Below are 23,467 nucleotides of genomic sequence, written 5' to 3'. Positions count from 1 at the left end.
ACAATGCCGCTTTATGCGATCGAAGGAACGGAGCCCAGCTTCGCAGACGCGGGGTCGAACTGGATCGCGCCCGACGCGACGCTGATCGGTGACATCAGGGTCGGCCGCAACGCCGGCTTCTGGTTCGGCGTCGTCATTCGCGGCGACAACGAACCTGTCGTCATCGGCGCCGACACCAATGTGCAGGAACACACGGTCATGCACACCGATCCCGGTTTCCCGCTCACCATCGGCGAGGGCTGCACGATCGGCCATCGGGCCATGCTGCATGGCTGCACCATCGGCGACAACAGTCTGATCGGCATGGGCGCCATCGTGCTGAACGGCGCCAGGATCGGCAGGAATTCGCTCGTTGGCGCCGGCGCGCTGGTCACCGAAGGCAAGGAATTTCCCGACAATTCGCTGATCGTCGGCTCGCCGGCCAAGGCGATCAGGGTGCTGGACGACGCGGCCGTCGCCAGGCTGCGCGGCTCGGCCGCGCACTACGTCGCCAACGGCAAACGCTTCATGGCGGGGCTGAAGAAGCTTTGAGGTCACGATCCAACCGGCAGGTTGCGAGGACGGCAGTCCCCATGGATCAGGCGGATTTGTTTTTTCCCTTCCTCACGGTCGCAGGCTTGATTCGAATGCGCATGGCTCCCCCTTTGGGCGCTTCGATTTCGAATTCGGCTGTATTCCTCACCAGGTCACTCAGCTTGCCGAAACCATAGGTGCGAGGGTCAAAGTCGGAGAAGAGGTTCGAGAGCTGCTTTCCGAACGTGCCGAGCAGCACCCAGCCATCTTCGCTGTCCATCTGGCCGATGACTTTCTTGAGTATCGGCAGCGCGGCACTGGATGATTGAAGCGGCTTCGATGCGGGCATGGCGTCCGGGATGTTCGCCGGGCCACGCAGAAGGTTTTCGGTGTAGATGAACCGGCGGCAAGCTTGCCGAAAGCTCTCCGGGGTTTTCTGCTCTCCGAACCCGAAGACATCGACACCCTGTTCGCGTATGCGCGCGGCAAGCCGCGTGAAATCGCTGTCGGAAGAAACCAGGCAGAAACCGTCGAAACGGCCGCTATGGAGCAGGTCCATCGCGTCGATCACCAGTGTAATATCGGAAGCATTCTTGCCAGTGGTATAAGCGAACTGCTGCTGCGGAATGATCGCGTGCTTCGCCAATATGTCTGCCCAACTCTTGGACCGTGTGCTGGAGAAGTCGCCATATATACGGCGCACGCTGGCCTCGCCGATCTTTGCGATCTCCTCGAACAAACCGTCGGCAATCTTGGCGGAGGTGTTGTCCGCGTCGATAAGAACCGCAAGGCGCGGTGATCGAGCTTCGGTCGGCATAAGGCCTCCTGCTGCTGATATCTTCTGGAGATATGGCGGCGCGAATGCACCATGCCATGGAAATTGGATCAATTTTAGCAGCCATCCCAGAAATGGCGGAGCCGGCCCGGGGACGGGGCCGGCTCCTTTGACCCGGTCGTTGGGGACGGGAGGGTGGGGACTCGACCGGGTTTCTCCTTAAGCGCGTCGCGACGCGCTTAATTTCTGTTGCATGCATGCCGCAAAACCGCTGCCCCTTTGGGCGACATGCACTGGCGCTCTAGCGGACGCTGGCGACCGCGTCGGAACGACCGTCGTTGATCGTCACCCAAACGCCGGAATTTTCCGTCGATTGACGCTTGAGATAGGTGTAGTCGGTGTCCGTCCAGGACAGCACTTTGGTTTCCAGATTGTCGAGGATGAACTCGCCGAGGCTGGTGCGTACGGTCAGTACGGCGTGGCCGTCGCCATTGGGCTGGCGCGCAACCGTCATCAGCAGATCACCCGCCGGCATGCCTGCGTCGATCAGTTCGCGGCGCTTCTCCAGCGCATAGTCCTCGCAATCGCCATAGCCGTTGTCGGGATAGGCCCAGTACTCCTCGACACCGTAATTTTCCATGTCGGTGCGCGGCTTGATGCGGGTATTGACCGAATTGTTGATGCTGACGATCGTTGCCCAGAGTTTGCGGCTCAGGTCGACCGGCGCGCCCTTGGGCGTCTTCTCGTTGCATTCGCCAGGGATGCGCTGGCAGAATTCGTAATGGCCAACAGGCTGCGTGGTACGGCCGCCGGTGTGCATATAGGCCGGTCCCGCGGCATATGCTGATCCCCAGGCGGAAAGCTGCATCGCCATTGCCATCAGCAACAGCTTGCCCCTCGTTTTTTTCATTTCTAGTCTCCCCGTTCGAAGGAGACATTGCCACATGTGGATTTATTTGACGCAAAAGCGCGAAGCAGACTTTAAGTAAAACGCCAGTAGAATAAACATAAAATTTGAATCATTTTAGTATTTAATTGTTTGGATTGCTGGCTTATCAAAAGCGTGAGGCCTTTGCGCCAGGAGGGCGCGGACGGCCGCCCCGCGCTGCCCGCGCGGTTCAGCCGCTTCCGAGAGTTTTCAAGGCCTTTGCCGCAACAAAAAACCGGCCACGAAGGGCCGGTTTGATTGCCTGTCCGTGCCGGTCAGGCGCGGGGCGTGTTGAATTCGGAATCGAGCGTTTCAGGACGTTGAATGACGGCGAATTCGATGGCCACGCCATCCTCGAAATGACGAACGATCTGGCCACGCATGGTGCCCAGCATGACCTGGACGCCGATCGCCGGCTTGACGTCGATCTCGATCGCCGCGCCCGACAGCGACAGATCGATGATCCGGCACTGGTATTGACGGCCGTCGGTGAGCTGCAGCACGCTGGTCGGGTTGCGCGGCGCGACGCGCTCGTGGCGACGATCTTCCGGCAGGTCGAGTTCGTGTTTGTTGGCAAGCCAGGTCAACTGCGCCGCCAGCTTGTCCTTCTTGCGGTCGGACGCAATCACCGTCATCGCGAAGCCGTCCTGCAGCGTGCGTGTGACGACGCCTTCGATGCGGCCGATATGGTCGATATAGGCGATCACCTTTTCGCCGGGCATGCCGACGCGATCGGTGCGGAGCGCAACGTTGCCGGGCGACATGTCGACGACCTGGCAAGGATGCTCGGTGCGGTCTTCCAGCATGAATCGCCCGTATATCTTGACCCGGACGCGCTGAAAGTTGCGCCTTTCAGCTTGGGACGGCGCGTAATCGACCGCCGCTGACCTCATGACTGCCTACACCCCGTTTGGCATTCCCGCGCGTCGATGCGAAGGACTTCATCGGAGAATTACAACAAAGCGGGTTAACAAAGGGGAAAAACGAGCCTGCGGGACCCGTGGGATGATCAACTATTCCTCGCGCCCGCCGTCGAAGACGACGAGATGGCGGATGCGGCGCGCCCGGCCAAGCGCCGAGATCGTATCGGGCGCATCGAGTTCTGCTGGAACAAGCGAGGGGACGTCGATTGCCGGACGGTTGTTGAGCAGTTCTTTCTCCGGATCGATGACACGGATCGAATCGATCAGTGCGTCCGTGATCGGGTCGGCACCAAGCCAGAATGGCTTTTCCACGGCGCTGACCACGCCGAGGCAGCGCTGGTTTTCGATGCCGCCGTCGAGCGGCAAGGCAAGCAGTTCGAACTTGTTCGAGCGGCCGTTGCGGCTGAAGCCCTCGAATATGATCAACACGACCGATTTTTGATCGAAAACCCCGTGAATCAGCCTTGAAACCAGGCGCTGGTCCTTCTCGCGCCACAGTGACGGGAAGGAAAAGCCCTTGAGTTCGCGGCCATAGCAGGCGCAGAGCCTGGTACCAGCCAGGCGGAACACGGGTTGCCCGCGGGTGTCCCTTTCCAGGATGAACGTATCGGCCAGCAGCGACTTGATATCGGCCGGTTCGACTTCCGATCGCTTCGGGGCAGGGCGTCCATCACGCAGGCGGTTCCAATAATGGAACAGCGTGATCGATCCGTTTTGGTTCATGGTATGCTGCTCCGCGCATTCTGTCGTCTGATGTCCCATCGGTGAACAGAAGGGCGCCCTCCGATGACCTACATGCGTTGCGGAGCAGGAAGCGTGCCAGCGTCGTTAACACTTGTTCACGGGTCGGGGCCGTTAAGGTTAACAACTGGTTTACGTTGCGCCCAGGCAGGCCCTGTGGCACACCAAAACCACTCCAGAAGCGGTCGTTTCGCGACGATCGGCAGCACTTCAGTCAAGAGTTTTAGGGGAGCAGGGGGCTCGACAGGCCGTTCAAGGGAAACCTTGGACGGCTTCTTTTTTGATTCGCACCAGGGCGATTCGCTGTTTGCGGTTCCATTGACCATGATCTAGATGCTGGCCAGATCGAACCAGCCCAGATCGAACCGGCCCCCAGATCGAACCAGCAGAGTGCGATTGCAGATGAGTGAACCGCAAGATCCTTCCGAGGCCGAACGCGCCGAACCGATGCCGGAGCCCCGGCGCGAGCCGGTGTTCAATCTGCCGCCCGTCGTGCTGGCGGTGATCGGCATTTGCGTGGTCGTTTTCCTGCTGCAGCAATATGTGCTGAACGACGCGCAACAGATGACGCTGTTGTACGACGGGGCCTTCATTCCCGTCCTCTACACCGGCCAATACGGCTTCGACTGGTTCCTGCTCACGCGGCCCTTCACCTATGCCTTCATGCATGGCGGTTTTGCGCATATCGCCATCAATATGGTCTGGCTCGCCGCCTTTGGCTCGCCACTGGCCAATCGTCTCGGCGGGTTCTGGTTCGCCCTGTTCTTTGCGGCCACCGGACTGGCTTCCGTGGCGCTTTTCTGGGCCATGCACCCATATGGCGAGGCACCACTGGTCGGCGCATCCGGCGCCATATCAGGCATGATGGGGGCTGCGGCGCGTTTCGGTTTTCGCACAGACCGATCGGCCGGCAAGGCTGCCTTCGCTGGCCCCGTGCTGCCGATCGCGGTCGTATTGCGCTTGCGCGGCGTCGTGATCTTTCTCGCCGTGTGGATGATCATCAATCTCGCCACCGGCTTGCTCGGCTTTGCGCCCGGAGTGGACGGACAGATCGCTTGGGAGGCCCATATTGGCGGCTTCGTCGCCGGCTTCTTCGGCCTGCGCTGGTTCGACCGGCGATGGCAGCCCCCCGAATGGGAGACCGCCGACCGCCGCACTTGAAATGCAACCGATCACGGCGCACGATGTTCACTCTTACGTGAAAGCCGGTCTGGGCAGGGGGCCGGCAGGCGAAGCAGAGGAGGACGCCATGACGGTTAAGGCAATTCTGGAAAGAAAAGGCCACGACGTGTTGACGCTCGGGCCGAACGAGAAGCTCAGCGAAGCCATCCGCATCCTGGCCGAACACAAGATCGGCGCGCTGGTCATCACCAATGGCGATCGCAAGATCGTCGGCATTCTGTCGGAGCGCGACATCGTGCGGGTCGTCGCCAAGGAAGGCGGCGCCGCGCTTGATATCGCCGTGCGTTCAGCAATGACGCCGAAGGTGAAGATCTGCAACGAGAACCACACCGTCAACGAGGTGATGGAGATCATGACAAGGGGTCGTTTCCGCCATCTGCCGGTGGAAAAGGACGGCCTGCTTGATGGCATCGTCTCCATCGGCGACGTGGTCAAGCGCCGCATCGAGGATGTCGAGCGCGAGGCCGACGAGATCAGGGCCTATATCGCCACCGCCTGAGCGGTGAACGGAGCCGCCGGCCGGAAGCCCGACCGGCGGAACCATATGCTATCTGTTATCGAGCTCGGAGCGGACGAGTTCGAGCCCGCGCCTTGTGATGCGGTAGGGGCCGCCGCCCGACGACGAAACCGCCTTCTTGCGTTTCAGCTTTCGAAACAGGTCGAGATCGACGCCCGGATAGTGCCAGCCATCGCGGGTCAGGCATTTGACGGAGGCGATCCGTTTCTTCTGGTTCTTTTCGATTTCAATGCGTCCGCCCTGCGCGAGCAGGTGCAGGATGCGCTGTTCAGTGCGCGAAATATCCATGTGGAGAGTTTTCCGGGAAAACGAAAAATGCCGCCGCCGCGAAGCTTCGCGGCACGGGGTTTCAGGTTTTGTCGCCCTGCCTCGCTACGAGGTCAGGGCCTTACCGGGACTGAGCGTAAGTGGACATCCACTCTCCATTGGGATGGGCGTCCTATAGGCGAAAGCGGGTGAAAAGGCCAGCCCGCGGCTTTGCGCTTGTCTCTTTTGGCGGTTTGCACTAGCGAGAATGCACATCAAAATATGCGTTATGCATATTCCGCAGTTTCCAATTTGTAGGCCTCCATGTCCCTGATCGATACCCGCACGCCCGACGCAAAACGTCTGATCTCCGGCGCCACCGGCGACTGGGAAATCATCATTGGTCTCGAAGTGCACGCGCAGGTCATCTCGGAAGCAAAATTGTTTTCCGGCGCCTCGACCGCTTTCGGCGCGGCCCCCAATGCCAATGTCAGCCTGGTCGATGCCGCAATGCCGGGCATGCTGCCCGTCATCAACGAGGAATGCGTCAAGCAGGCGATCCGTACCGGCCTCGGCCTGAAGGCGCAGATCAACCACAAGTCGGTTTTCGACCGGAAGAACTATTTCTATCCCGACCTGCCGCAAGGCTACCAGATCTCCCAGTTCAAGCAGCCGATCGTCGGCGAGGGCACCGTGATCGTTTCGGTCGGACCGGACCGACAGGGCGAGTTCGAGGACATCGAGGTCGGCATCGAGCGGCTGCATCTGGAGCAGGATGCCGGCAAGTCGATGCACGACCAGCATCCGACCATGTCCTATGTCGACCTCAACCGCTCTGGCGTGGCGCTGATGGAGATCGTCTCCAAGCCTGACCTGCGTTCCGGCGATGAGGCCAAGGCCTATGTCACCAAGCTGCGCACCATCATGCGCTATCTCGGCACCTGCGACGGCAATATGGATGAAGGCTCGCTGCGCGCCGACGTCAACGTCTCGGTACGCCGGCCCGGTGGCGAGTTCGGCACGCGCTGCGAGATCAAGAACATGAACTCGATCCGCTTCATCGGCCAGGCCATCGACTATGAGGCGCGCCGCCAGATCGCTATCCTGGAGGATGGCGGCAAGATCGACCAGGAAACGCGGCTGTACGATGCCGTCAAGGGCGAGACGCGCTCCATGCGCTCGAAGGAAGAAGCGCACGACTACCGCTACTTCCCCGATCCCGATCTTCTGCCGCTGGAATTCGATCAGGCCTATGTCGATGCTTTGGCCAAAGGACTGCCGGAACTGCCCGACGACAAGAAGGCGCGGCTGATCACCTCGCTGGGTCTCTCGACCTACGATGCTTCGATCCTGGTGTCGGAAAAGTCGATCGCCGACTATTTCGAGAAGGTGGCCGCCGGACGTGACGGCAAGCTCGCCGCCAACTGGGTCATCAACGACCTGCTCGGTCAATTGAACAAGGCGGGCAAGGGCATTGAAAATGCGCCGGTTTCGCCCGACCAGCTTGGCGCCATCATCGACCTGATCAAGGATGGCACCATCTCCGGCAAGATCGCCAAGGACCTGTTCGAGATCGTCTGGAGCGAAGGTGGCGATCCACGCCAGTTGGTCGAAAGCCGTGGCTTGAAGCAGGTCACCGATACCGGCGCCATCGAAAAGGCGGTCGACGAGGTGATCGCGGCCAACCCGGACAAGGTCGAACAGGCGCGCGCCAAGCCGACCATGGCCGGCTGGTTCGTCGGGCAGGTGATGAAGGCGACCGGCGGCAAGGCTAATCCGCAGGCGGTCAACGACCTCGTCAAGGCCAAGCTCGGCATCGAGTAAGGCCATGTTCGTCCGCACCGCAGGCGAGCGCGACCTTGATGCAATTCGGGCAGTGCTGGTCGAAACCTGGCATGCGACCTATGACGCCATCTACGGCGCCGCCAAGGTCACCGAGATCACCGACGAATGGCATTCGATCGCCTCACTGAGGGCGCGGCTGATCAAGCCGAACAGCGACTTCCTTGTTGCTGATGACGGGAAGCGCATTGGCGGCGTGGCTTTTGCCGAAAGCATCGACGGCGGCAAAACGGTTGTCCTGAAACAGCTCTACGTGCTTCCGGGCCTGCAGGGCAGGGGCATCGGCGGCATGTTGCTCGACGAGATCATCGAGAGTTTCCCCGAGGCTCGCGCCATCCGTCTGGAAGTGGAAGAACAGAACAGGCGTGCCATCGCCTTCTACGAAGCGAACGGCTTCGTGCGATCCGGCGATGCCGGCGAGCACACGGGTGCCTCTGGCGAACCGACACTGGTCTATCGCAGGCCGCTTGCCGGCTGACCGCCATCTGCTGGCGCTCCAGATCACCTTCTCGCGAGCGGCGCGGCATGCGCCCCGTTTTCGTTTGACGGCCTGAGGGGCACGCACCGAATGGCGTCTAGCGGCGATTGCCAGCGGCCGACGTCGGCAACCGAATCGTATACGGCCTCGACGACCTGCGGCAGAGCGCGGTCGATCGCATTCGCCAACTGGACATAGGCCCTCGGACCGCCTCCAAAATAAGTGCGAGGTTCCACAGAATAATGAGTAGGATGGCACGCTAGGGTCGCCATGTAACTTATTGATGCCGCCACGCATCTGTGGATTGGTTTCACTATGGCCGGCCGATCGGTTCCTAATCCGCTCCTGCGTCATCCCAGCATTTGCTGTGCCGGCTCACGACGGATATGCAGGGTCATGATCAAACTGTTCCGCATCGCGGCGCTGGTGCTGCTTATCATCATCATTTTCGCGACCTTGTCGCCGATCCAGATGAGGCCGCACATGGCCCAGGCGAATATCGAGCGTGCCCTGGCCTATGTGCTGTTGGGCTTCGCCCTGGCGCTCAGCTTCCCCAACAGAGTGTATCAGACCTTGATCTTTGTGGTTGCGACTGCCGGCATACTGGAATTGCTTCAGATCATCGATCCCGGCCGCCACGCGCATCTTGCCGATGCACTCGTGAAAGCATCAGCTGGGATTATTGGGGTCCTCGTGGGGCAATTATTGCTGAGGACCAGCGGGCGAATAGGCGTGAGGTAGGCGCGGCAGAAAGCCGAATGCAGTCGATCGTCTCTTTGGTCTAGGCAGTGGGAACTTCCACATTGTCGATCAGCCGCGTCCTGCCGAGCCAGGCAGCAGCGAGCAGGCGTCCCGTGCGGTCGCGACGCCAGGGCGCAAGCGTCAGGCTTTCGCGGGCCTCGACATAGTCGATCTTCTGGAAGCCGGCGGCGATCAGGGCACGACCGGCTTCACCGGTTGCGTCGTCTCGATGCGCGCCGGCCGCCAACGCTGCTGCCGCCTTGCGCAGAATCACGTTGAGTTGGCGAGCGACCGCCAGTTCACCCTCGTCGAGATAGGCGTTGCGCGACGACATGGCGAGGCCATGCGCGTCGCGTATGGTTGGGGCACCGATGATCTCGACGGGCAGGTCAAGGTCGCGGCAGAGCTGCCTGACGACGCAAAGCTGCTGATAATCCTTTTCGCCGAAGACCGCGTAGTCGGGCGTTGCTTGGAGGAAGAGCTTGGCCACCACGGTGGCGACGCCTTCGAAAAAGGTCGGGCGAAAATCCGATTCGAGCCCGGCGGATGGGCCGCCGACCGAGATCCTGGTGGCAAAGCCGGCGGGATACATCGCGCCAACCGTCGGCGTGAAGGCAAGATCGGCCTTGACCGTCGCCAGCAGATCCAGGTCACGGGCAATCTGGCGCGGGTACTTGTCGAGATCCTCGCTCGGTGCGAACTGCGTTGGGTTGACGAAGATCGACACCACACAGCGCTCTGCTTTTTCGCGCGCGATCCTGATCAAGGAGAGATGCCCCTCATGCAACGCGCCCATGGTTGGAACCATGGCGACGCGCAAGCCGTCGCGCCGCCAGTCGCGAATCCTGGCGCGAAGTGCGCCAACACTATCGACGACATCAGGCCCGCTCATGCCCGGTCTCCGCCATTGGTGTTTGAGCCGGAAAAAACATGGGCAGGACCGGGGAATGTCCGATTTCGCACCTCCGAAGCGTACCGCTCAGCGGCATGCGCGATCAAGCTGCGCAGGTCGGCGTATTCCTTGACGAATTTCGGCACACGGTCGACGGTCAGTCCCACCATGTCGTCGATCACCAGGATCTGACCATCGCAGTCGCCGCTGGCGCCGATGCCGATGGTTGGAATGGCGATGCGGTGGCTGATGTCGGCGGCGACCGCCTCGATCGTGCCTTCGATCACCGTCGAGAAGGCGCCAGCCTTTTCGACGGCGAGCGCATCAGCCATCAACGCCGCGATCGTCTCGTCGGTGCGGCCCTTGATCTTGTAGCCGCCATCCTTCTCCACCGATTGCGGCAGCAGGCCGATATGGCCCATGACCGGAATGCCGGACGCCACGATCGCCGCGATCTGCAAGGCCATGTCGACGCCGCCTTCGAGTTTCACCGCCTGGCAGCCGGTCTCGCCAACGATGCGTCGCGCCGAGGCCACCGCCTGCGCCGCCGAGTCCTCGTAGCTGCCGGCCGGCATGTCGACGACAACACAGGCCCTGGCCGAGCCGCGCATCACGGCTTGCCCATGTGCGATCATCATCTCGAGCGATGCGCCCAGCGTCGTCTCGTGACCATGCAGGACCATGGCGACGCTGTCGCCCACGAGGAGCAGGTCAACATGGGGATCGAGCAGGCGAGCGACGGGATAAGTGTAAGCCGTGAGGCAGACCAGTGGCGTGCCGCCCTTGCGGCGGCGAATCATCTCGGCGTCGATCCGAACGTCGGTGGTCGGCAATTTCGTGGCCAATCATCACCTCCTTCGGCCCATGGCCGGATTGATACCCGTATGGGCGCGCTGAGCTTTAGAAAGACCGGAAAGGCTTGGCAAGCGTGCATCCTGCCACCTCTTGAGATCACAGGCTTGTGTCGGGTCCCTGGCGCGCCATTTGCGCGCTCCCTCGGCAAAACTCTTGCCTTCCCGAAGGCCTGACGCCATAAGCAGGAAACAGGCGCCGCCGGCGCGAGGGTTCTGAGATGAAGACTTTCCTGACGCAGTTTTTCACCTGGTGGAACAGCCAGACGCTGGGAACACGCCTGCACACCTGGCGGTACGGCAAGAGAGTCGGCCAGGACGAGGCGGGCAATGTCTATTACGAAGGCGGTGTCGATTCCGAAGGCCGCACGCGCCGCTGGGTCATCTATCGCAACTATTCCGAAGCCTCTGCCATCCCGCCCGGCTGGCACGGCTGGATCCATCACCGTGTCGACGTCGCGCCGCCCGGTGACGAGTACAAGCCGCGCGACTGGCAGAAGCCGCATCAGCCCAATCTGACCGGCACGCCGGCGGCCTATCGCCCGAAGGGCTCGGTGCTGACCAACCAGCACCGCCCGCAGGTCACGGGTGACTATGACGCCTGGACGCCCGGGTCGTAACGGGCCCGGTCTGTGGCGGCGCAAGGTGCTGGCCGGTCCTTTATCGCCACAATTGGTGTTTAGCTGCTTGCTGATCAGAAAACGCCGACTAGCCTTGGTGATTGACGGAATCACCCGGGCGCGAACCACCGGTACCCCCATATGAGCTTTTTCAACCTGATATCGACGGGCGGTCTGACGTTAGCCGCCGGCCTCGCCGTCAGCACCGCGGCGTTTGCTGCTTCGCCCGCACCTGCCGCGCCCGCGGCCGCGCCGGCGGCTCCTGCGGGGTCGGATCGCATCAGCAACCCGGTCGCCGAGTTCGCCGGCATCGACAAGATCACCGGCCGCATCATCACCTTCGATGTCTATATCGATGAAACGGTGCAGTTCGGCGCTTTGCAGGTGACGCCGCGCGTCTGCTATTCCCGGCCGCAGACAGAGGAACCGAAGACCGATTCCTTCGTCGAGGTCGACGAGATAACGCTCGACCGCAAGATCCGTCGTATCTTCACCGGCTGGATGTTCGCCGAAAGCCCGGGCCTCAATGCTGTCGAACATGCCGTCTATGACGTCTGGCTGAAGGAATGCAAGCAGAAGTCGGATGTCCCTGCGCCCGACGCCACCAAGGCTGACGCGACCAAGGCCGACGCTTCGAAACCTGCCGCAGCCAAGCCAGCCGCCACCTCGGATGTGGAACAGTCCGCCCCCACGGAACCGGATACGTCCGACACCAACTGATCCCCCGGAACCGTCGTGCCCATCATGCGTTGGATCACGGACGATTGCGCATCGATGCGCCCGGAGGATACACCGATGTCGGACAGCAAGCGGATCACAGCCAGCAAGAAAGAGCTGCTTGAGCTCGAAAGAGGGTTCTGGACCGGGGACGCAGCCTACTACGCCGCCAATGCCGACACGGAATGCCTGGTGGCGTTTCCGCAGATGGCGCGGGCGATGGACAATGCAGACCTCGCCAAGACCGCGACCAAACCCAACCGCTGGCGTGATCTCGATATCGACCTCAAGGGAATAATCGAGCCGGGCAGCGATATCATCATGCTGACTTACGAGGCGCACGCGACGCGGGAAAATGGCGAACCCTATGCGGCATTGGTCAGCACCGGCTATGTCCATCGCGTCAACGGCTGGAAGATGATGTTCCATTCGCAGACCCCGATCGAGGTTGCGGCCAAATAGGGTCTCGATTCCTACGGAAAAAAGATCGCCTCGCCCTTCAGTGCATCGGCCAGCATCTTCTCGTATTTGCCGCGTGGCACGTCGACGGCGCCGAAACGCTTCAGATGCTCGGTGGTGAATTGCGTGTCGAGCAGCGCGAAGCCGCGCGCCTTCAGGCGCTCGACGAGGTGGACTAGGCAGATCTTCGAAGCATCCGTTTGTTTGGAAAACATGCTTTCGCCGAAGAATACCCGTCCAAGCGAAACGCCATAAAGGCCGCCGGCTAACTGGTTCTCGCGCCAGGCCTCGACCGAATGGCAGTGGCCCATGCGGTGCAACTGCACGTAGGCCTCTCGGATCGGCGCGTTGATCCAGGTCGAGCGCCGCTCCTCGCGCTTCTCGGCGCAGCCATCGATCGTCGCTTCGAAATCGAAGTCGAAACGGATGTCGAATGGGTTTTTGCGGATTGTCTTCTTCAGGCTTTTGGGCGTGTGAAAATCATCGAGTGGAATGATGCCGCGCGTCTCCGGCCGCACCCAGAAAACCTCCGGATCCCCAGCGCTTTCGGCCATCGGGAAGACGCCCGAAGCGTATGCCTTGAGCAGGAGGTCGGTCGGGATGCGATAGCCGGGCGCATAGGGACGGGTCATCGCGTCCCCGGACTACTCTTCCTTGGCCAGGTATTTTTCCAGCCAGTGGATGTCATAGTCGCCATTGGCGATGTCGGGGTTGCCGACGAGATCGCGAAACAGCGGCAAAGTCGTCTTGATGCCGTCGACGACGAACTCATCCAGTGCCCGCCGCAGCCGCATCATGCACTCGACGCGGTTGCGCCCGTGAACGATCAGCTTGCCGATCAGGCTGTCGTAATAGGGCGGGATCTTGTAGCCGGAATAGACGCCCGAATCGACGCGAATGCCGAGACCGCCTGGCGTGTGGAAATGCGTGATTGTGCCGGGCGACGGGGTGAAGGTGCGCGGATCCTCGGCATTGATGCGGCATTCGATGGCGTGGCCATTGAACTTAATGTCTTCCTGCCTGACCGAAAGACCGCCGCCGGAAGCGACGCGGATCTGCTCGTGGACGAGATCGATGCCGGTGATCGCTTCCGTCACCGGATGCTCGACCTGCAGGCGCGTGTTCATCTCGATGAAGTAGAACTCGCCATTCTCGTACAGGAACTCGATCGTGCCGGCGCCGGAATAGCCGAGATCGGCAATGGCCTTGGCGCAGATGCCGCCGATGCGGGACCGCTCCTCGGCGTTGAGCGCCGGCGAGGGCGCCTCTTCCCAGACTTTTTGATGGCGGCGTTGCAGCGAACAGTCGCGCTCGCCGAAATGCACACCGCGGCCGAAGCCGTCGCCGAACACCTGCACTTCGATGTGGCGCGGCTTCTCCAGGTATTTCTCGATATAGACGGCATCGTCGCCGAAGGCCGCGCCGGCTTCCGTGCTCGCTGTCTGCAAGGCAATCTCGAGGTCAGCCTCGGTAAGGGCAACCTTCATGCCGCGCCCGCCGCCACCGGCCGAGGCCTTGATGATCACGGGATAGCCGATCTCGGCGGCAATGCGCCTGGCTTCCTTTTGATCGGTGACGGCGCCGTCGGAACCGGGCACCACGGGGATGCCAAGGCGCTTGGCGGTGCGCTTGGCCTCGATCTTGTCGCCCATGATGCGGATATGGTCGCCTGACGGGCCGATGAAGGTGATGTTGTGCGCGGCCAATATGTCGGCGAACTTGGCGTTCTCCGACAGGAAGCCGTAGCCTGGATGCACGGCGTCGGCGCCGGTGATCTCGCAGGCCGCGACGATCTGATGGATGTTGAGATAGCTGTCGCGCGATGGCGGCGGCCCGATGCAGACGCTTTCGTCGGCAAGCCGCACATGCATGGCGTCGGCGTCGGCGGTCGAATGCACCACCACCGTCTGGATGCCGAGTTCCTTGCAGGCGCGCAGCACCCGAAGCGCGATTTCGCCGCGATTGGCAATGAGGATCTTCTGGAACATCCTGCCAGCTCTACTCGATCACGACGAGCGGCATGCCGTATTCGACCGGCGTCGCGTCCTCGAACAGGATCGCCGTCACCGTGCCGGCGCGGGGCGACGGGATCTGGTTCATCGTCTTCATCGCCTCGATGATCAGCAACGTCTGGCCTTCCTTGACCTTCTGGCCGATCTCGATGAACGGCTTGGCGTCGGGCGAGGGCGCCAGATAGGCGGTGCCGACCATCGGCGAGGCCACCGCGTTCTTCGAGACGTCTACCGCTGCCGGCGCGGCCGACGCCGCAGGCTGGGCGCCAGCCGCCGGCGCATAGGCTGGCTGCGGTGCGGCGATAGCATGGACGGCGGGTGCCTGCCGCGACACGCGTACCTTCAGGTCACCCAGTTCGACCTCGATCTCGGTCAGGTTGGTGTCGTTCAGTATGCCCGCCAGATCGCGGATCAGCTGCTGGTCAACACCGGTCTTCTTTATCGACATTTTCGAGCCTTCTGTTTGTTGGCCGGTCATAGGCGTGCGGCCAGCGCCTGTAGCGCCAGCGTGTAGCCGAGCGGCCCAAAGCCACAGATCATGCCGACGGCGACCGGCGCGACCATGGAGACGTGGCGGAATGATTCCCGCGCATGGATGTTGGAAAGATGAACCTCGGCGACCGGCAGCGGCGCGACCGAGCGGATGGCGTCGTGGATCGCGATCGAGGTATGGCTGTAGGCGCCTGGATTGATGACGATGCCGGCGGCCTTGTCGCCGGCTTCCTGGATCCAGTCGACGAGGTCGCCCTCGTGGTTCGACTGGCGGAAATCGATCTCGAGCCCGAGCGACGTGCCCGCTTGTTTGCAGTCGTCGGCGATGGCGGCAAGCGTCTTGCCGCCATAGATCCCCGGCTCGCGCTTGCCAAGCGCGTTGAGATTGGGACCGTTCAGGACGAAAACCGTTTTCAAAAAAGCCGACCTTTTCCGGCGCCGGTGTCAAACCGGCGCGCTGGCTCTCTATAATGGGCATAGTCGCCCGCGGAAAGAGCGCAAGTGCGTTCTTTCACTGTCCACAACAGGCCGAAATGCGCCCGTGAAGAAAACTCCCGGTCGATCAAAGCGCGGCCTTTGCCGCCTCGATCTTTTCCGCCAGCACTTCCTGCCCGAGAGCCCCGAACACAACCTCGTTGCCGACCACATAGGACGGCGTTCCGGTGATCGACAGCTTGTTGGCAAGATCATAGGTCTTGGCGAAGGCTTCGGTGATCGACGGGTCCTTCATCTTCTCGCGCAGCGTCGCCTCGTCGGCGCCGAGCGAAAGCGCGATCTTGATCGCGGCCGCTTCGGTAGCGCGTCCCTGGCCGCCGAGCAGCGCATTGTGGAACTCGCCGTATTTTTCCGGCATCATCAGGTGGAAAGCCATCGAAACGACGCTGGCCTTTTGTGAGTCCGGCCCGAGGATCGGGAATTCCTTTAGCACGAAGCGCAAATCCGGATCGGCCTTGGTCAGCGCCCGCATGTCCTCGATGGCGCGTTTGCAGAAGCCGCAATTGTAGTCGTAGAACTCGACGATGGTCACTTTGCCGTTCGGGTTGCCGACAATGCCGTCGAAGCTGGAGTTAAAGATCTGCTCCTTGGCGTTCTTGATGACGCCGAGCGCGGCAAGGCGTTGCTCGTCCTTCTGCTTGGCCTCCAGCGCGTCCTGCACTTCGAGCAGCACTTCCGGGTTCTTCAGAAGATAGTCGCGAATGATTCCTTCGACCTCGGTGCGGTCAATCTTGGTATCGGCCCCCGCTGTCTGGACAGGCTGAGTCGTCTCGACGGGCTGCGCCGTACCTGCCTTGGCAATCTGTGGGCTGCCGGCGACGAAACCGAAAGCCAGCATGGCAAGGGCTACAGCGATCCCCGTGGTGCCCAGCAACAGTGCCTTTTTCATCGTTCTCGTTCCTTTTGCCTGTTTCCCGGTCCGGCTGTGTCGCAGCGCGTGGCCGGAAGGTTCACTAGATTTTGCCTGACGATTTGTAGTTTATGATGTCCTGCGCACGGATCCAGCGCGGCTCGCCACGCTTCATCTGCCGCTGCGCCCGCATGGCGAAGATCTTCGCATCCTTGTAGTTTCCGGAATAGAAATGACCCTCGGCCGTGGCAAGCTCGGCGCCCGGTATGTCACCCAACTCGCCATAAGCCTGCGCCAGGTAGCGATATCCAGCGGAATTTTCCTTGTCTCGCCCCAGACCATTGTTGATCTGGACGACGGCCTTCTTCAGCGAGTCGGGCGTGCCCACGGCCATCAGAGCCTGGCCGAGCGAGACAGGCAGCAGGCCGGACCGCGCCGGGTCGAGGCTGACCGCCTTGGCGTAGGCTTCGGCCGCATCCTTGGGCTTGTTCGCCTTCATCAGTATGTCGCCGCGCAACTCCTGAAAGTAGGCATTCTTGGGCTGCGCCTTGATCAAGGCGTTGGTCTTGACGAGCGCCGCGGCAATGTTGCCGTAAAGATAGGTGGACTGGGCATCGCCATACTGCGCGGCGAGGCTGCCCCGCATCTTTTGCATCAGTCGCGCCGCCGCGGCCTGGCCGTCCATATAGACGGCGATCTTGACGCGCATCATGTCGTGGCGCTGCTGCAGCGCCGGAGGATCGACCTTGTCGACATTGGGGCTCTGCTTCACCAGCACTTCGAGATTGGCGATGCGTTCCTGCGGCATCGGATGGCTGATCCGATAGGGATCGACCTGCGTGCCCGACAAGGACAGCGCGCTCTGGAAGCGGGCGAAGGTCTTCAGCATGCCCATGCCGGACTGGCCGGTGGAGTTGAGATAGGTGATCGCCGAGCGGTCGGCGGTCGTTTCTTCGGTGCGCTGGTAGGCGAGGATGCTGCGTTGCGCCATCTCGCCGCCACCAGCCGCCACGCCCATGCCGGCGCCCGCAAGACCGCGGCTGTTGGTGGTCGCGCCAGCGACCATGGCGCCCGCGCCAAGCAAGGTGGCGATGATGGCCATCGTCTTGGCGCGTTCGAGCTGGTCACGCAGCTTCTGCTGGTGGCCGCCGGCGATATGACCGGCCTCGTGCGCGATGACGCCGATGATTTCGTTCGGCGTTTCAGCCGTCATCAGCGCGCCTGTGTTGATGAACAGCCGGCGTCCGGTGACGAAGGCGTTGAAGCTGGAATCGTTGACCAGAACGATGTCGATGCCGTCATTCGCCAGCCCGGCAGCCTTGAAGATCGGCCGAGCGTAATCGCGCACCAGAGCCTCGATCTCGGCATCGCGTATGACAGGCACGTTCTGGGCGAAGGCGGTGACCGAACTCGCCACGGCAACGGCGATGCCGAGCGAAAACGTCGCGAAAACGCGCGCTGCCTGGGCAATAGTCGATCTGGGTCGGCTCAACATGACGTGTCAACTGGTAGACGAGCGGGCGAAAGATGAAAAGTCGGCACCGGAAAAACTTCCTCAACTTGTGATCCTCACATCAATCGGGCATTTGTGCGGCGCATGCATTAAGGGAATGGCGTGCTCAACTGTCGGGATAGGGATAAAATGGTCGTTTCGCTCTCACGCCGAGGCAATGTCGAGCCGTTCCACGCCATGGATATTCTGGCCGAAGCGAACAGGCTGAAGGCTCAGGGCGTGCCGGTGATCTCAATGGCGGTCGGCCAGCCCTCCGATCCCGCGCCAGCAAGGGTTCGCGCCGCGGCTGCCAAGGCCTTGCAGGACGGGCGCATAGGCTACACTGACACGCTGGGGTTGGCCGGTCTGCGCAAGGTGATCGCCGAGCATTACGCGGATCACTATCGGCTTGAGGTCGAGCCCGGCCGGATCGCGGTGACCACCGGATCGTCGGCGGCCTTCAATCTCGCCTTCCTGGCGATGTTCGATCCGGGCGACCGCGTAGCCATCGCGGCACCCGGCTACCCTGCCTATCGCAACATCATGGCGGCGCTCGGCATCGATGTGGTCGAGATCGAACTCGGCGAAGCGGCCTATCTGCATGCCGGTCATCTGGAGGCAGCGCACCGCGAGAAGCCGCTGAAGGGGGTTCTTTTCGCAAGCCCGGCCAATCCGACCGGCGCGGTCATACCGGCCGACGAACTGTCAGCGCTTGTCAATACGGCGGAGACACTGGGTATCGCCGTCATTTCCGACGAAATCTATCATCGATTGGCCTATGGCGCGCCCGACACCACGGCACTCGCCTTCGGCAACAGCGTGACCGTGATCAATTCCTTCTCGAAATACTATTGCATGACCGGCTGGCGCATCGGCTGGATGGTGTTGCCGGAAGAGTTGGTGCGGCCGGTCGAGCGGATTGCCCAAAGCCTCTACATCTCGCCGCCGGAACTGTCGCAGATCGCTGCGATCGAGGCTTTTGCGGCGACCGAGGAACTGGAGGTGGTCAAGGCCCGCTACGCTTGGAATCGCGAGCTCTTGATGAAACGTCTGCCCGAACTCGGCTTTCCGCTGGCCGCGCCGATGGATGGTGCCTTCTATGCGTTTTGCGACGTCACCCGGCACACCAATGACAGCATGGCCTTCGCGCGCAAGATGCTGGCCGAGGCGCATGTGGCGGCGACGCCTGGCCGCGACTTCGACACTCAGGCGGGGCACCGCACGATGCGTTTTTCCTATGCCGGCAGCCACGACGACATGGTCGAGGCGATGTCGCGCATCGAACGCTGGTTGAGGTAGCACCATGCCGGAACTCGAACAGGCCCCCAAACTTGATCAAGCATTGGCCGAGGTCGCTGCCGAAATGGCTGAACGCACCGATCGCGGCGATGTCGCGACCTACATTCCTCAATTGGGCAAGGTCGACCCAAGGAAGTTCGGCATTGCCGCCGTTACCAATGACGGTCGTGTGCTGATGGCGGGCGACGCCGACCAGCCTTTTTCCATCCAGAGCATCTCGAAGGTGTTCACATTGACGCTGGCGCTCGGCAATGTCGGCGATGCGCTGTGGAAACGGGTTGGGCGCGAGTCGTCGGGCAATCCATTCAACTCGATCGTCCAGCTCGAGCACGAGAACGGCATTCCGCGCAATCCGTTCATCAACGCCGGCGCCATTGTCATCTCCGATATCCTGCTTGCCGGCCATCAGCCGCGCGAGGCGATCGGCGAGATCCTGCGCTTCATCCAGTTCCTCGCCGACGACGAGACCATCATCATCGACCGCGAGGTGGCGGCGTCCGAACGCGCCACCGGCTATCGCAACTTCGCGCTGGCCAACTACATGAAATCCTTCGGCAATCTTCATCATGCACCGGAACTGGCGCTCGGCGTCTATTTCCACCATTGCGCCATTGCCATGAGTTGCCGGCAACTGGCGATGGCTGGCCGGTTCCTTGCCAATGGCGGCAAGAACCCGGCGACCGGCCATTCCGTGGTGTCGGCGGAGCGCGCGCGGCGCATCGGCGCCATGATGCTGACCTGCGGCCACTATGACGGCTCCGGCGATTTCGCCTTCCGTGTCGGCATTCCGGGAAAAAGCGGCGTCGGCGGCGGCATATTGGGCATCGTGCCAGGTGTCGCCTCGCTTGCCGTCTGGTCTCCCGGCCTCAACGCCAATGGCAATTCCAAGCTGGGTTCGATCGCCCTGGAAAAGCTGGCGAGGATGATGAACTGGTCGATTTTCGCGCCTTAGCGCGGTTCCAGGAAAGCGTGGGACGGGTTTCCCATTTCTCGCACTGTGAGAACACCTGACATGAAAAATCCCGCGCCATCTTTCGATCGGCGCGGGATTTTCTTATCAAAAAATCACTTCAACCAGTTGAAAGGTTTAGAAAAAACCTTTCCGCTGCCACCAGCCGGCGCGCTTCGGCTTTTCTTCGGTCTTGGCTTCCGGCTCATTGGCGACGGTCGAGGAAACCACCGGCACGACCGGTGCATCGATCGCCGCTGGCTTGCGTCGTGACGGCCGGGTCTTCGAGGGCTCTTCCGTGACTGCCGCGATCACTGTTTCCTCGGCGACCGCCGCCGGAACCTCGGCCGGCTTTTCCACAGCCGCTTCGACCACGGCCGTCTCGACGACGGCCTCGGCGGCTGCCTTCTTCGGCTTGGTTGCGCGACGCGGCTTCTTGGGCTTCTCGGTGCTCGGCACCTCTTCGCTTACCGCAGCTACCGGCTCTTCCGCCACAGCAGCAACAGCCACTGGCTCGATCGAGGCAGGTTCGCTTTCGGAAGAATCGGCTTCGGAAGGCTCGGCCGTTTCGCCGGCACTTGCCTCGGCCTCGCCTTCGCCGTCTTCGCGACGGTTGCGCTTGCCGCCGCGCTTGCCGCGCCGACGCTTCTTGCCTTGGCCGTCATCCGAAGCCTGTACCGCCTCGTCGGAGGCGCTGGCAGCGATCGGAGCGGCGTCGTCCGTTTCGGTGTCGTCATCGTCCGCCGCGAAATCGCCGGCCGGAGCGGAGGTGGATGAGCCATCATCCGTAAGAGCGCCATGTTCGCGATCGCGATCCCGGCCGCCGCGACGTCTGCGGCGCTTGCGGCGCTTGCGGTCGCGGCCTTCGCCGTCCTCGCCACCGACAGGCCGCGGCTGCTGGTTTTGCTGCGGCTGCTGGCGTGGCTGCTCGGCCTGCGCCGGTGCCTCATCATCTTCCTCGACGACGACAATCTCGTCCTCGGGCTCTTCCGGCTCGACATAGGCCGGCAGGCTGCGTACCTCTACAAAGCCCTCCGGCTTTTCAGCCAGGGCGCCGCGGAAGATCGCATAGTGCTGCGCGCCAACCGTATCATCGGCCTCGATGGTGATGGTCAGGCCGAAGCGGCTTTCCAGTTCCACCAACGTGCCACGCTTGTGGTTGAGCACGTAGAGCGCGGTCGCGGCCGGCGTGCGGACCGTGATGTGGCTGCGCGAATCCTTGAGCAGGAATTCCTCGATCGCCCGCACCACCATCAGCGCGACCGACGAATCGGACCTGACATGGCCGGTGCCGCCGCAATGCGGGCAGGGCTTCATGGTGGATTCCAGCACGCTGGCGCGGATGCGCTGGCGCGACATCTCCATCAGGCCGAAATGCGAGATGCGGCCGACCTGGATACGTGCACGATCGTTCTTGAGGTGATCCTTCAGCCGCTTCTCGACGGAGCGGTTGTTGCGGTTCTCCTCCATGTCGATGAAGTCGATGACGATCAGGCCGGCGAGATCGCGAAGCCTGAGCTGACGGGCAACCTCTTCGGCCGCTTCCAGATTGGTGTGGAGTGCCGTGTCCTCGATCGAGTGCTCCTTGGTGGAGCGCCCCGAATTGACGTCGATGGCAACCAGCGCCTCGGTCTGGTTGATGATAATGTAGCCGCCGCTCTTCAGCGTCACCTGCGGCTGCAGCATGCGGTCGAGCTGCGCCTCGATACCGTTGCGCACGAAGATCGGCGTCGTGTCGCGGAACGGCTGAACCACCTTGGCGTGGCTCGGCATCAGCATGCGCATGAAGTCCTTGGCCTCGCGATAGCCTTCCTCGCCCGAGACAAGGATCTCGTCGATGTCCTTGTTGTAGAGGTCGCGTACCGAACGCTTGATCAGGCTGCCTTCCTCATAGACGAGGGCAGGGGCGGTGGACTGGAGCGTGAGATTGCGCACGTTCTCCCAGAGCCGCATCAGATATTCATAGTCGCGCTTGATCTCGGCCTTGGTACGGCTCTCGCCGGCGGTGCGCAGGATAACGCCCATGCCCTGCGGCACTTCGAGATCGGCGACGACCTCCTTCAGGCGCTTGCGGTCGACCGCGCTGGTGATCTTGCGCGAAATGCCGCCGCCGCGTGCCGTGTTGGGCATCAGCACCGAATAGCGGCCGGCAAGCGACAGATAGGTGGTGAGTGCGGCGCCCTTGTTGCCGCGTTCTTCCTTGACGACCTGCACCAGCAGGATCTGCCGGCGCTTGATCACTTCCTGGATCTTGTACTGGCGGCGCACCGGCTTGCGGCGGTTGCGCACTTCTTCCAGCGCATCCTCGGCGCCGACCGATTCGATCTCGTGGTCATCGGGATGCGAGGACTGTACTTCCTCCAGCATGCCGCGATCATTGTCGCCGGACGTTGCTTCGGTGCCCTGTTCCGTCCGCGAGACGGGTTCGGAAACCACATCGCCTTCGACCGCGGCGGCGATCGACGTCGGGCCACCCTCGCGGGTTTCGGTTTCGTCCTGCTCGGCGGAACTTTCATCATGGCCGGATGCATCAGCGTGCTCCGAGCTATCTGAATGTTCTGATGTATCGGCTGCGTGTTCGATGATCTCGGAGGTGTGGGAGATCTCCTCGACAACGATGTCGCCATTGTCGTTGCCTTCACCTGCCTCGCCGGAGCCTTCGCCTGCTTCGCCCGCATCGCGCTTGTGCTCACCGCGGTCGCGGCTCTTACCGCCGCGCCGGCGTCCGCGCCGGCCGCGATCGCGGCTCTGGCGATCATCGCCGTCGCCGTCCTCATCCTCTTCGTCCTCGGCCTCCTGCGCTTCGGCGCGCAGCAGGGCCTGACGGTCGGCGACCGGGATCTGGTAGTAGTCGGGGTGTATTTCACTGAAGGCGAGAAAACCGTGACGGTTGCCGCCATATTCGACAAAGGCTGCCTGAAGGGAGGGTTCGACGCGCGTTACGCGGGCGAGGTAGATGTTTCCTTTGAGCTGCTTCTTGTCCTGGGATTCAAAGTCGAATTCTTCGATACGGTTACCGCGTACGACGACAACTCGTGTTTCCTCCGGGTGGGAGGCGTCTATCAGCATTTTGTTGGGCATTATTTCGTTTCCTCCCGGCAGCCGTCAGCCGCAGCTTGCAAGGCAAAGCCCGCTGCTGCGTGTCTGGAGTGTGGGTGCCGGATGTCTGAATGTCCGCCGGACGGTGCCTGCGTGTCATGGCGGTGCCGCCCGCAGCCATACTGGCGCGGTTTGATGCGGACCTTTCCATGATTGCGCTTGAAGCCATCGTCACCAGCAGAACCTTTTGAACCAAAGCCCGGAAACCGGACCAGCTTGTTTGCTCGTACAGAGCCGGCACGGGAACAAACCCGGCCGTTTTCCTCACGCAGGCGATTCCCCCGCCACGGGAGCACACCTGCGAAATTCGTCGCAATCACTTGAAGCCTTTTCGCGTGAAGCGAAAGGAGCCGC

Annotated in this window: 25 protein-coding genes; 11 read left to right on the top strand and 14 right to left on the bottom strand. The window is 61.9% G+C overall.

Translation table 11 applies throughout. The annotated features are described in order from the left end of the window. Window positions 1-3 precede the first annotated feature (3 nt). Window positions 4-531: a gamma carbonic anhydrase family protein gene (locus EB231_RS22125; RefSeq protein WP_172350697.1), complete on the top strand. Its 528-nt coding sequence runs from the start codon at window positions 4-6 to the stop codon at window positions 529-531. A gap of 46 nt (window positions 532-577) precedes the next feature. Here EB231_RS22125 and EB231_RS22120 read toward each other — a convergent pair whose 3' ends face one another. From EB231_RS22120 to EB231_RS22105, 4 genes are all read right to left on the bottom strand, one after another. Next, a complete protein-coding gene (locus EB231_RS22120; protein ID WP_172350696.1) occupies window positions 578-1,330 on the bottom strand; it encodes an NYN domain-containing protein in 753 nt (250 codons plus the stop codon). Between the two features lie 259 nt (window positions 1,331-1,589). After that, window positions 1,590-2,198, bottom strand: a complete 609-nt coding sequence (locus EB231_RS22115) for a transglutaminase-like cysteine peptidase (protein ID WP_172350695.1) — start codon at window positions 2,196-2,198, stop codon at window positions 1,590-1,592. A gap of 293 nt (window positions 2,199-2,491) precedes the next feature. Then, window positions 2,492-3,109, bottom strand: a complete 618-nt coding sequence (locus EB231_RS22110; RefSeq protein WP_091578409.1) for a PilZ domain-containing protein — start codon at window positions 3,107-3,109, stop codon at window positions 2,492-2,494. A gap of 120 nt (window positions 3,110-3,229) precedes the next feature. After that, window positions 3,230-3,862 carry a PAS domain-containing protein gene (locus EB231_RS22105; protein ID WP_056566561.1) on the bottom strand — a complete coding sequence of 211 codons (633 nt, stop codon included), beginning with the start codon at window positions 3,860-3,862 and terminating at the stop codon, window positions 3,230-3,232. A gap of 420 nt (window positions 3,863-4,282) precedes the next feature. Here EB231_RS22105 and EB231_RS22100 point away from each other — a divergent pair, with 420 nt between their 5' ends. Together EB231_RS22100 and EB231_RS22095 are read left to right on the top strand one after the other, a co-directional pair. Then, window positions 4,283-5,041 (top strand): rhomboid family intramembrane serine protease, encoded by a 759-nt coding sequence (locus EB231_RS22100; RefSeq protein WP_172350694.1) that lies wholly within the window; start codon window positions 4,283-4,285, stop codon window positions 5,039-5,041. A gap of 88 nt (window positions 5,042-5,129) precedes the next feature. Continuing rightward, the gene (locus tag EB231_RS22095) at window positions 5,130-5,561 is read left to right on the top strand and encodes a CBS domain-containing protein (RefSeq protein WP_027051720.1); all 432 of its coding nucleotides are present in this window, start codon (window positions 5,130-5,132) and stop codon (window positions 5,559-5,561) included. 48 nt (window positions 5,562-5,609) lie between these two features. On the opposite strand, the gene EB231_RS22090 is transcribed toward EB231_RS22095, so the two are convergent. After that, window positions 5,610-5,867 carry a YjhX family toxin gene (locus EB231_RS22090; protein WP_013895772.1) on the bottom strand — a complete coding sequence of 86 codons (258 nt, stop codon included), beginning with the start codon at window positions 5,865-5,867 and terminating at the stop codon, window positions 5,610-5,612. A 282-nt stretch (window positions 5,868-6,149) separates the two neighbouring features. Between EB231_RS22090 and gatB the strand changes: the two genes are divergently transcribed. The 3 genes from gatB to EB231_RS22075 all read left to right on the top strand — a co-directional run bounded on the left by gatB (window position 6,150) and on the right by EB231_RS22075 (window position 8,886). Further along, complete coding sequence (gatB, locus tag EB231_RS22085) at window positions 6,150-7,649, top strand: Asp-tRNA(Asn)/Glu-tRNA(Gln) amidotransferase subunit GatB (protein WP_172350693.1); 1,500 nt, start codon at window positions 6,150-6,152, stop codon at window positions 7,647-7,649. 4 nt (window positions 7,650-7,653) lie between these two features. Then, window positions 7,654-8,145 carry a GNAT family N-acetyltransferase gene (locus EB231_RS22080; RefSeq protein WP_172350692.1) on the top strand — a complete coding sequence of 164 codons (492 nt, stop codon included), beginning with the start codon at window positions 7,654-7,656 and terminating at the stop codon, window positions 8,143-8,145. A 396-nt stretch (window positions 8,146-8,541) separates the two neighbouring features. After that, window positions 8,542-8,886 (top strand): VanZ family protein, encoded by a 345-nt coding sequence (locus EB231_RS22075; RefSeq protein WP_172350691.1) that lies wholly within the window; start codon window positions 8,542-8,544, stop codon window positions 8,884-8,886. Window positions 8,887-8,926: 40 nt separating this feature from the next. Here EB231_RS22075 and panC read toward each other — a convergent pair whose 3' ends face one another. Continuing rightward, a complete protein-coding gene (panC, locus tag EB231_RS22070) occupies window positions 8,927-9,778 on the bottom strand; it encodes a pantoate--beta-alanine ligase (protein ID WP_172350690.1) in 852 nt (283 codons plus the stop codon). Continuing rightward, window positions 9,775-10,623 carry a 3-methyl-2-oxobutanoate hydroxymethyltransferase gene (panB, locus tag EB231_RS22065; protein WP_172350689.1) on the bottom strand — a complete coding sequence of 283 codons (849 nt, stop codon included), beginning with the start codon at window positions 10,621-10,623 and terminating at the stop codon, window positions 9,775-9,777. Before panB ends, panC begins: the two co-directional genes overlap by 4 nt. A 227-nt stretch (window positions 10,624-10,850) precedes the next feature. On the opposite strand from panB, the gene EB231_RS22060 reads away from it, so the two are divergent. From EB231_RS22060 to EB231_RS22050, 3 genes are all read left to right on the top strand, one after another. Further along, window positions 10,851-11,249, top strand: coding sequence for an NADH:ubiquinone oxidoreductase subunit NDUFA12 (locus tag EB231_RS22060; protein WP_172350688.1), 399 nt, complete (start codon window positions 10,851-10,853; stop codon window positions 11,247-11,249). Between the two features lie 141 nt (window positions 11,250-11,390). Then, complete coding sequence (locus EB231_RS22055; RefSeq protein WP_172350687.1) at window positions 11,391-11,969, top strand: DUF2155 domain-containing protein; 579 nt, start codon at window positions 11,391-11,393, stop codon at window positions 11,967-11,969. A gap of 75 nt (window positions 11,970-12,044) precedes the next feature. Then, the gene (locus tag EB231_RS22050; RefSeq protein WP_172350686.1) at window positions 12,045-12,428 is read left to right on the top strand and encodes a hypothetical protein; all 384 of its coding nucleotides are present in this window, start codon (window positions 12,045-12,047) and stop codon (window positions 12,426-12,428) included. An 11-nt stretch (window positions 12,429-12,439) separates the two neighbouring features. Here the strand turns inward: EB231_RS22050 and aat are convergent, their stop codons facing one another. The 6 genes from aat to EB231_RS22020 form a co-directional block, all read right to left on the bottom strand. Then, on the bottom strand, window positions 12,440-13,057 hold the full coding sequence (aat, locus tag EB231_RS22045; protein ID WP_172350685.1) for a leucyl/phenylalanyl-tRNA--protein transferase: 618 nt from the start codon (window positions 13,055-13,057) through the stop codon (window positions 12,440-12,442). A 12-nt stretch (window positions 13,058-13,069) separates the two neighbouring features. After that, window positions 13,070-14,413 (bottom strand): acetyl-CoA carboxylase biotin carboxylase subunit, encoded by a 1,344-nt coding sequence (gene accC, locus EB231_RS22040; protein WP_172350684.1) that lies wholly within the window; start codon window positions 14,411-14,413, stop codon window positions 13,070-13,072. Between the two features lie 10 nt (window positions 14,414-14,423). After that, window positions 14,424-14,885, bottom strand: coding sequence for an acetyl-CoA carboxylase biotin carboxyl carrier protein (gene accB / locus EB231_RS22035; RefSeq protein ID WP_172350683.1), 462 nt, complete (start codon window positions 14,883-14,885; stop codon window positions 14,424-14,426). Window positions 14,886-14,911: 26 nt separating this feature from the next. Beyond that, on the bottom strand, window positions 14,912-15,346 hold the full coding sequence (aroQ, locus tag EB231_RS22030; protein WP_056566522.1) for a type II 3-dehydroquinate dehydratase: 435 nt from the start codon (window positions 15,344-15,346) through the stop codon (window positions 14,912-14,914). Between the two features lie 145 nt (window positions 15,347-15,491). Beyond that, window positions 15,492-16,313 (bottom strand): DsbA family protein, encoded by an 822-nt coding sequence (locus EB231_RS22025; RefSeq protein ID WP_172350682.1) that lies wholly within the window; start codon window positions 16,311-16,313, stop codon window positions 15,492-15,494. A 64-nt stretch (window positions 16,314-16,377) separates the two neighbouring features. Then, window positions 16,378-17,769, bottom strand: coding sequence for a tetratricopeptide repeat protein (locus EB231_RS22020; RefSeq protein ID WP_172350681.1), 1,392 nt, complete (start codon window positions 17,767-17,769; stop codon window positions 16,378-16,380). A gap of 147 nt (window positions 17,770-17,916) precedes the next feature. Between EB231_RS22020 and EB231_RS22015 the strand changes: the two genes are divergently transcribed. Both EB231_RS22015 and EB231_RS22010 read left to right on the top strand, forming a co-directional pair. Then, window positions 17,917-19,065 (top strand): pyridoxal phosphate-dependent aminotransferase, encoded by a 1,149-nt coding sequence (locus EB231_RS22015; RefSeq protein WP_172350680.1) that lies wholly within the window; start codon window positions 17,917-17,919, stop codon window positions 19,063-19,065. 4 nt (window positions 19,066-19,069) lie between these two features. Next, window positions 19,070-20,017, top strand: coding sequence for a glutaminase (locus EB231_RS22010; RefSeq protein ID WP_172350679.1), 948 nt, complete (start codon window positions 19,070-19,072; stop codon window positions 20,015-20,017). Between the two features lie 135 nt (window positions 20,018-20,152). Here the strand turns inward: EB231_RS22010 and EB231_RS22005 are convergent, their stop codons facing one another. After that, window positions 20,153-23,095 carry an Rne/Rng family ribonuclease gene (locus EB231_RS22005; RefSeq protein ID WP_172350678.1) on the bottom strand — a complete coding sequence of 981 codons (2,943 nt, stop codon included), beginning with the start codon at window positions 23,093-23,095 and terminating at the stop codon, window positions 20,153-20,155. Window positions 23,096-23,467: the final 372 nt, after the last annotated feature.

Origin of the sequence: Mesorhizobium sp. NZP2298, from assembly GCF_013170825.1 — a bacterium.
Taxonomy (GTDB): Bacteria; Pseudomonadota; Alphaproteobacteria; order Rhizobiales; family Rhizobiaceae; genus Mesorhizobium.
Note: the sequence above shows the minus strand (reverse complement) of the source record. Positions and strands in the feature narration are given on the sequence as shown.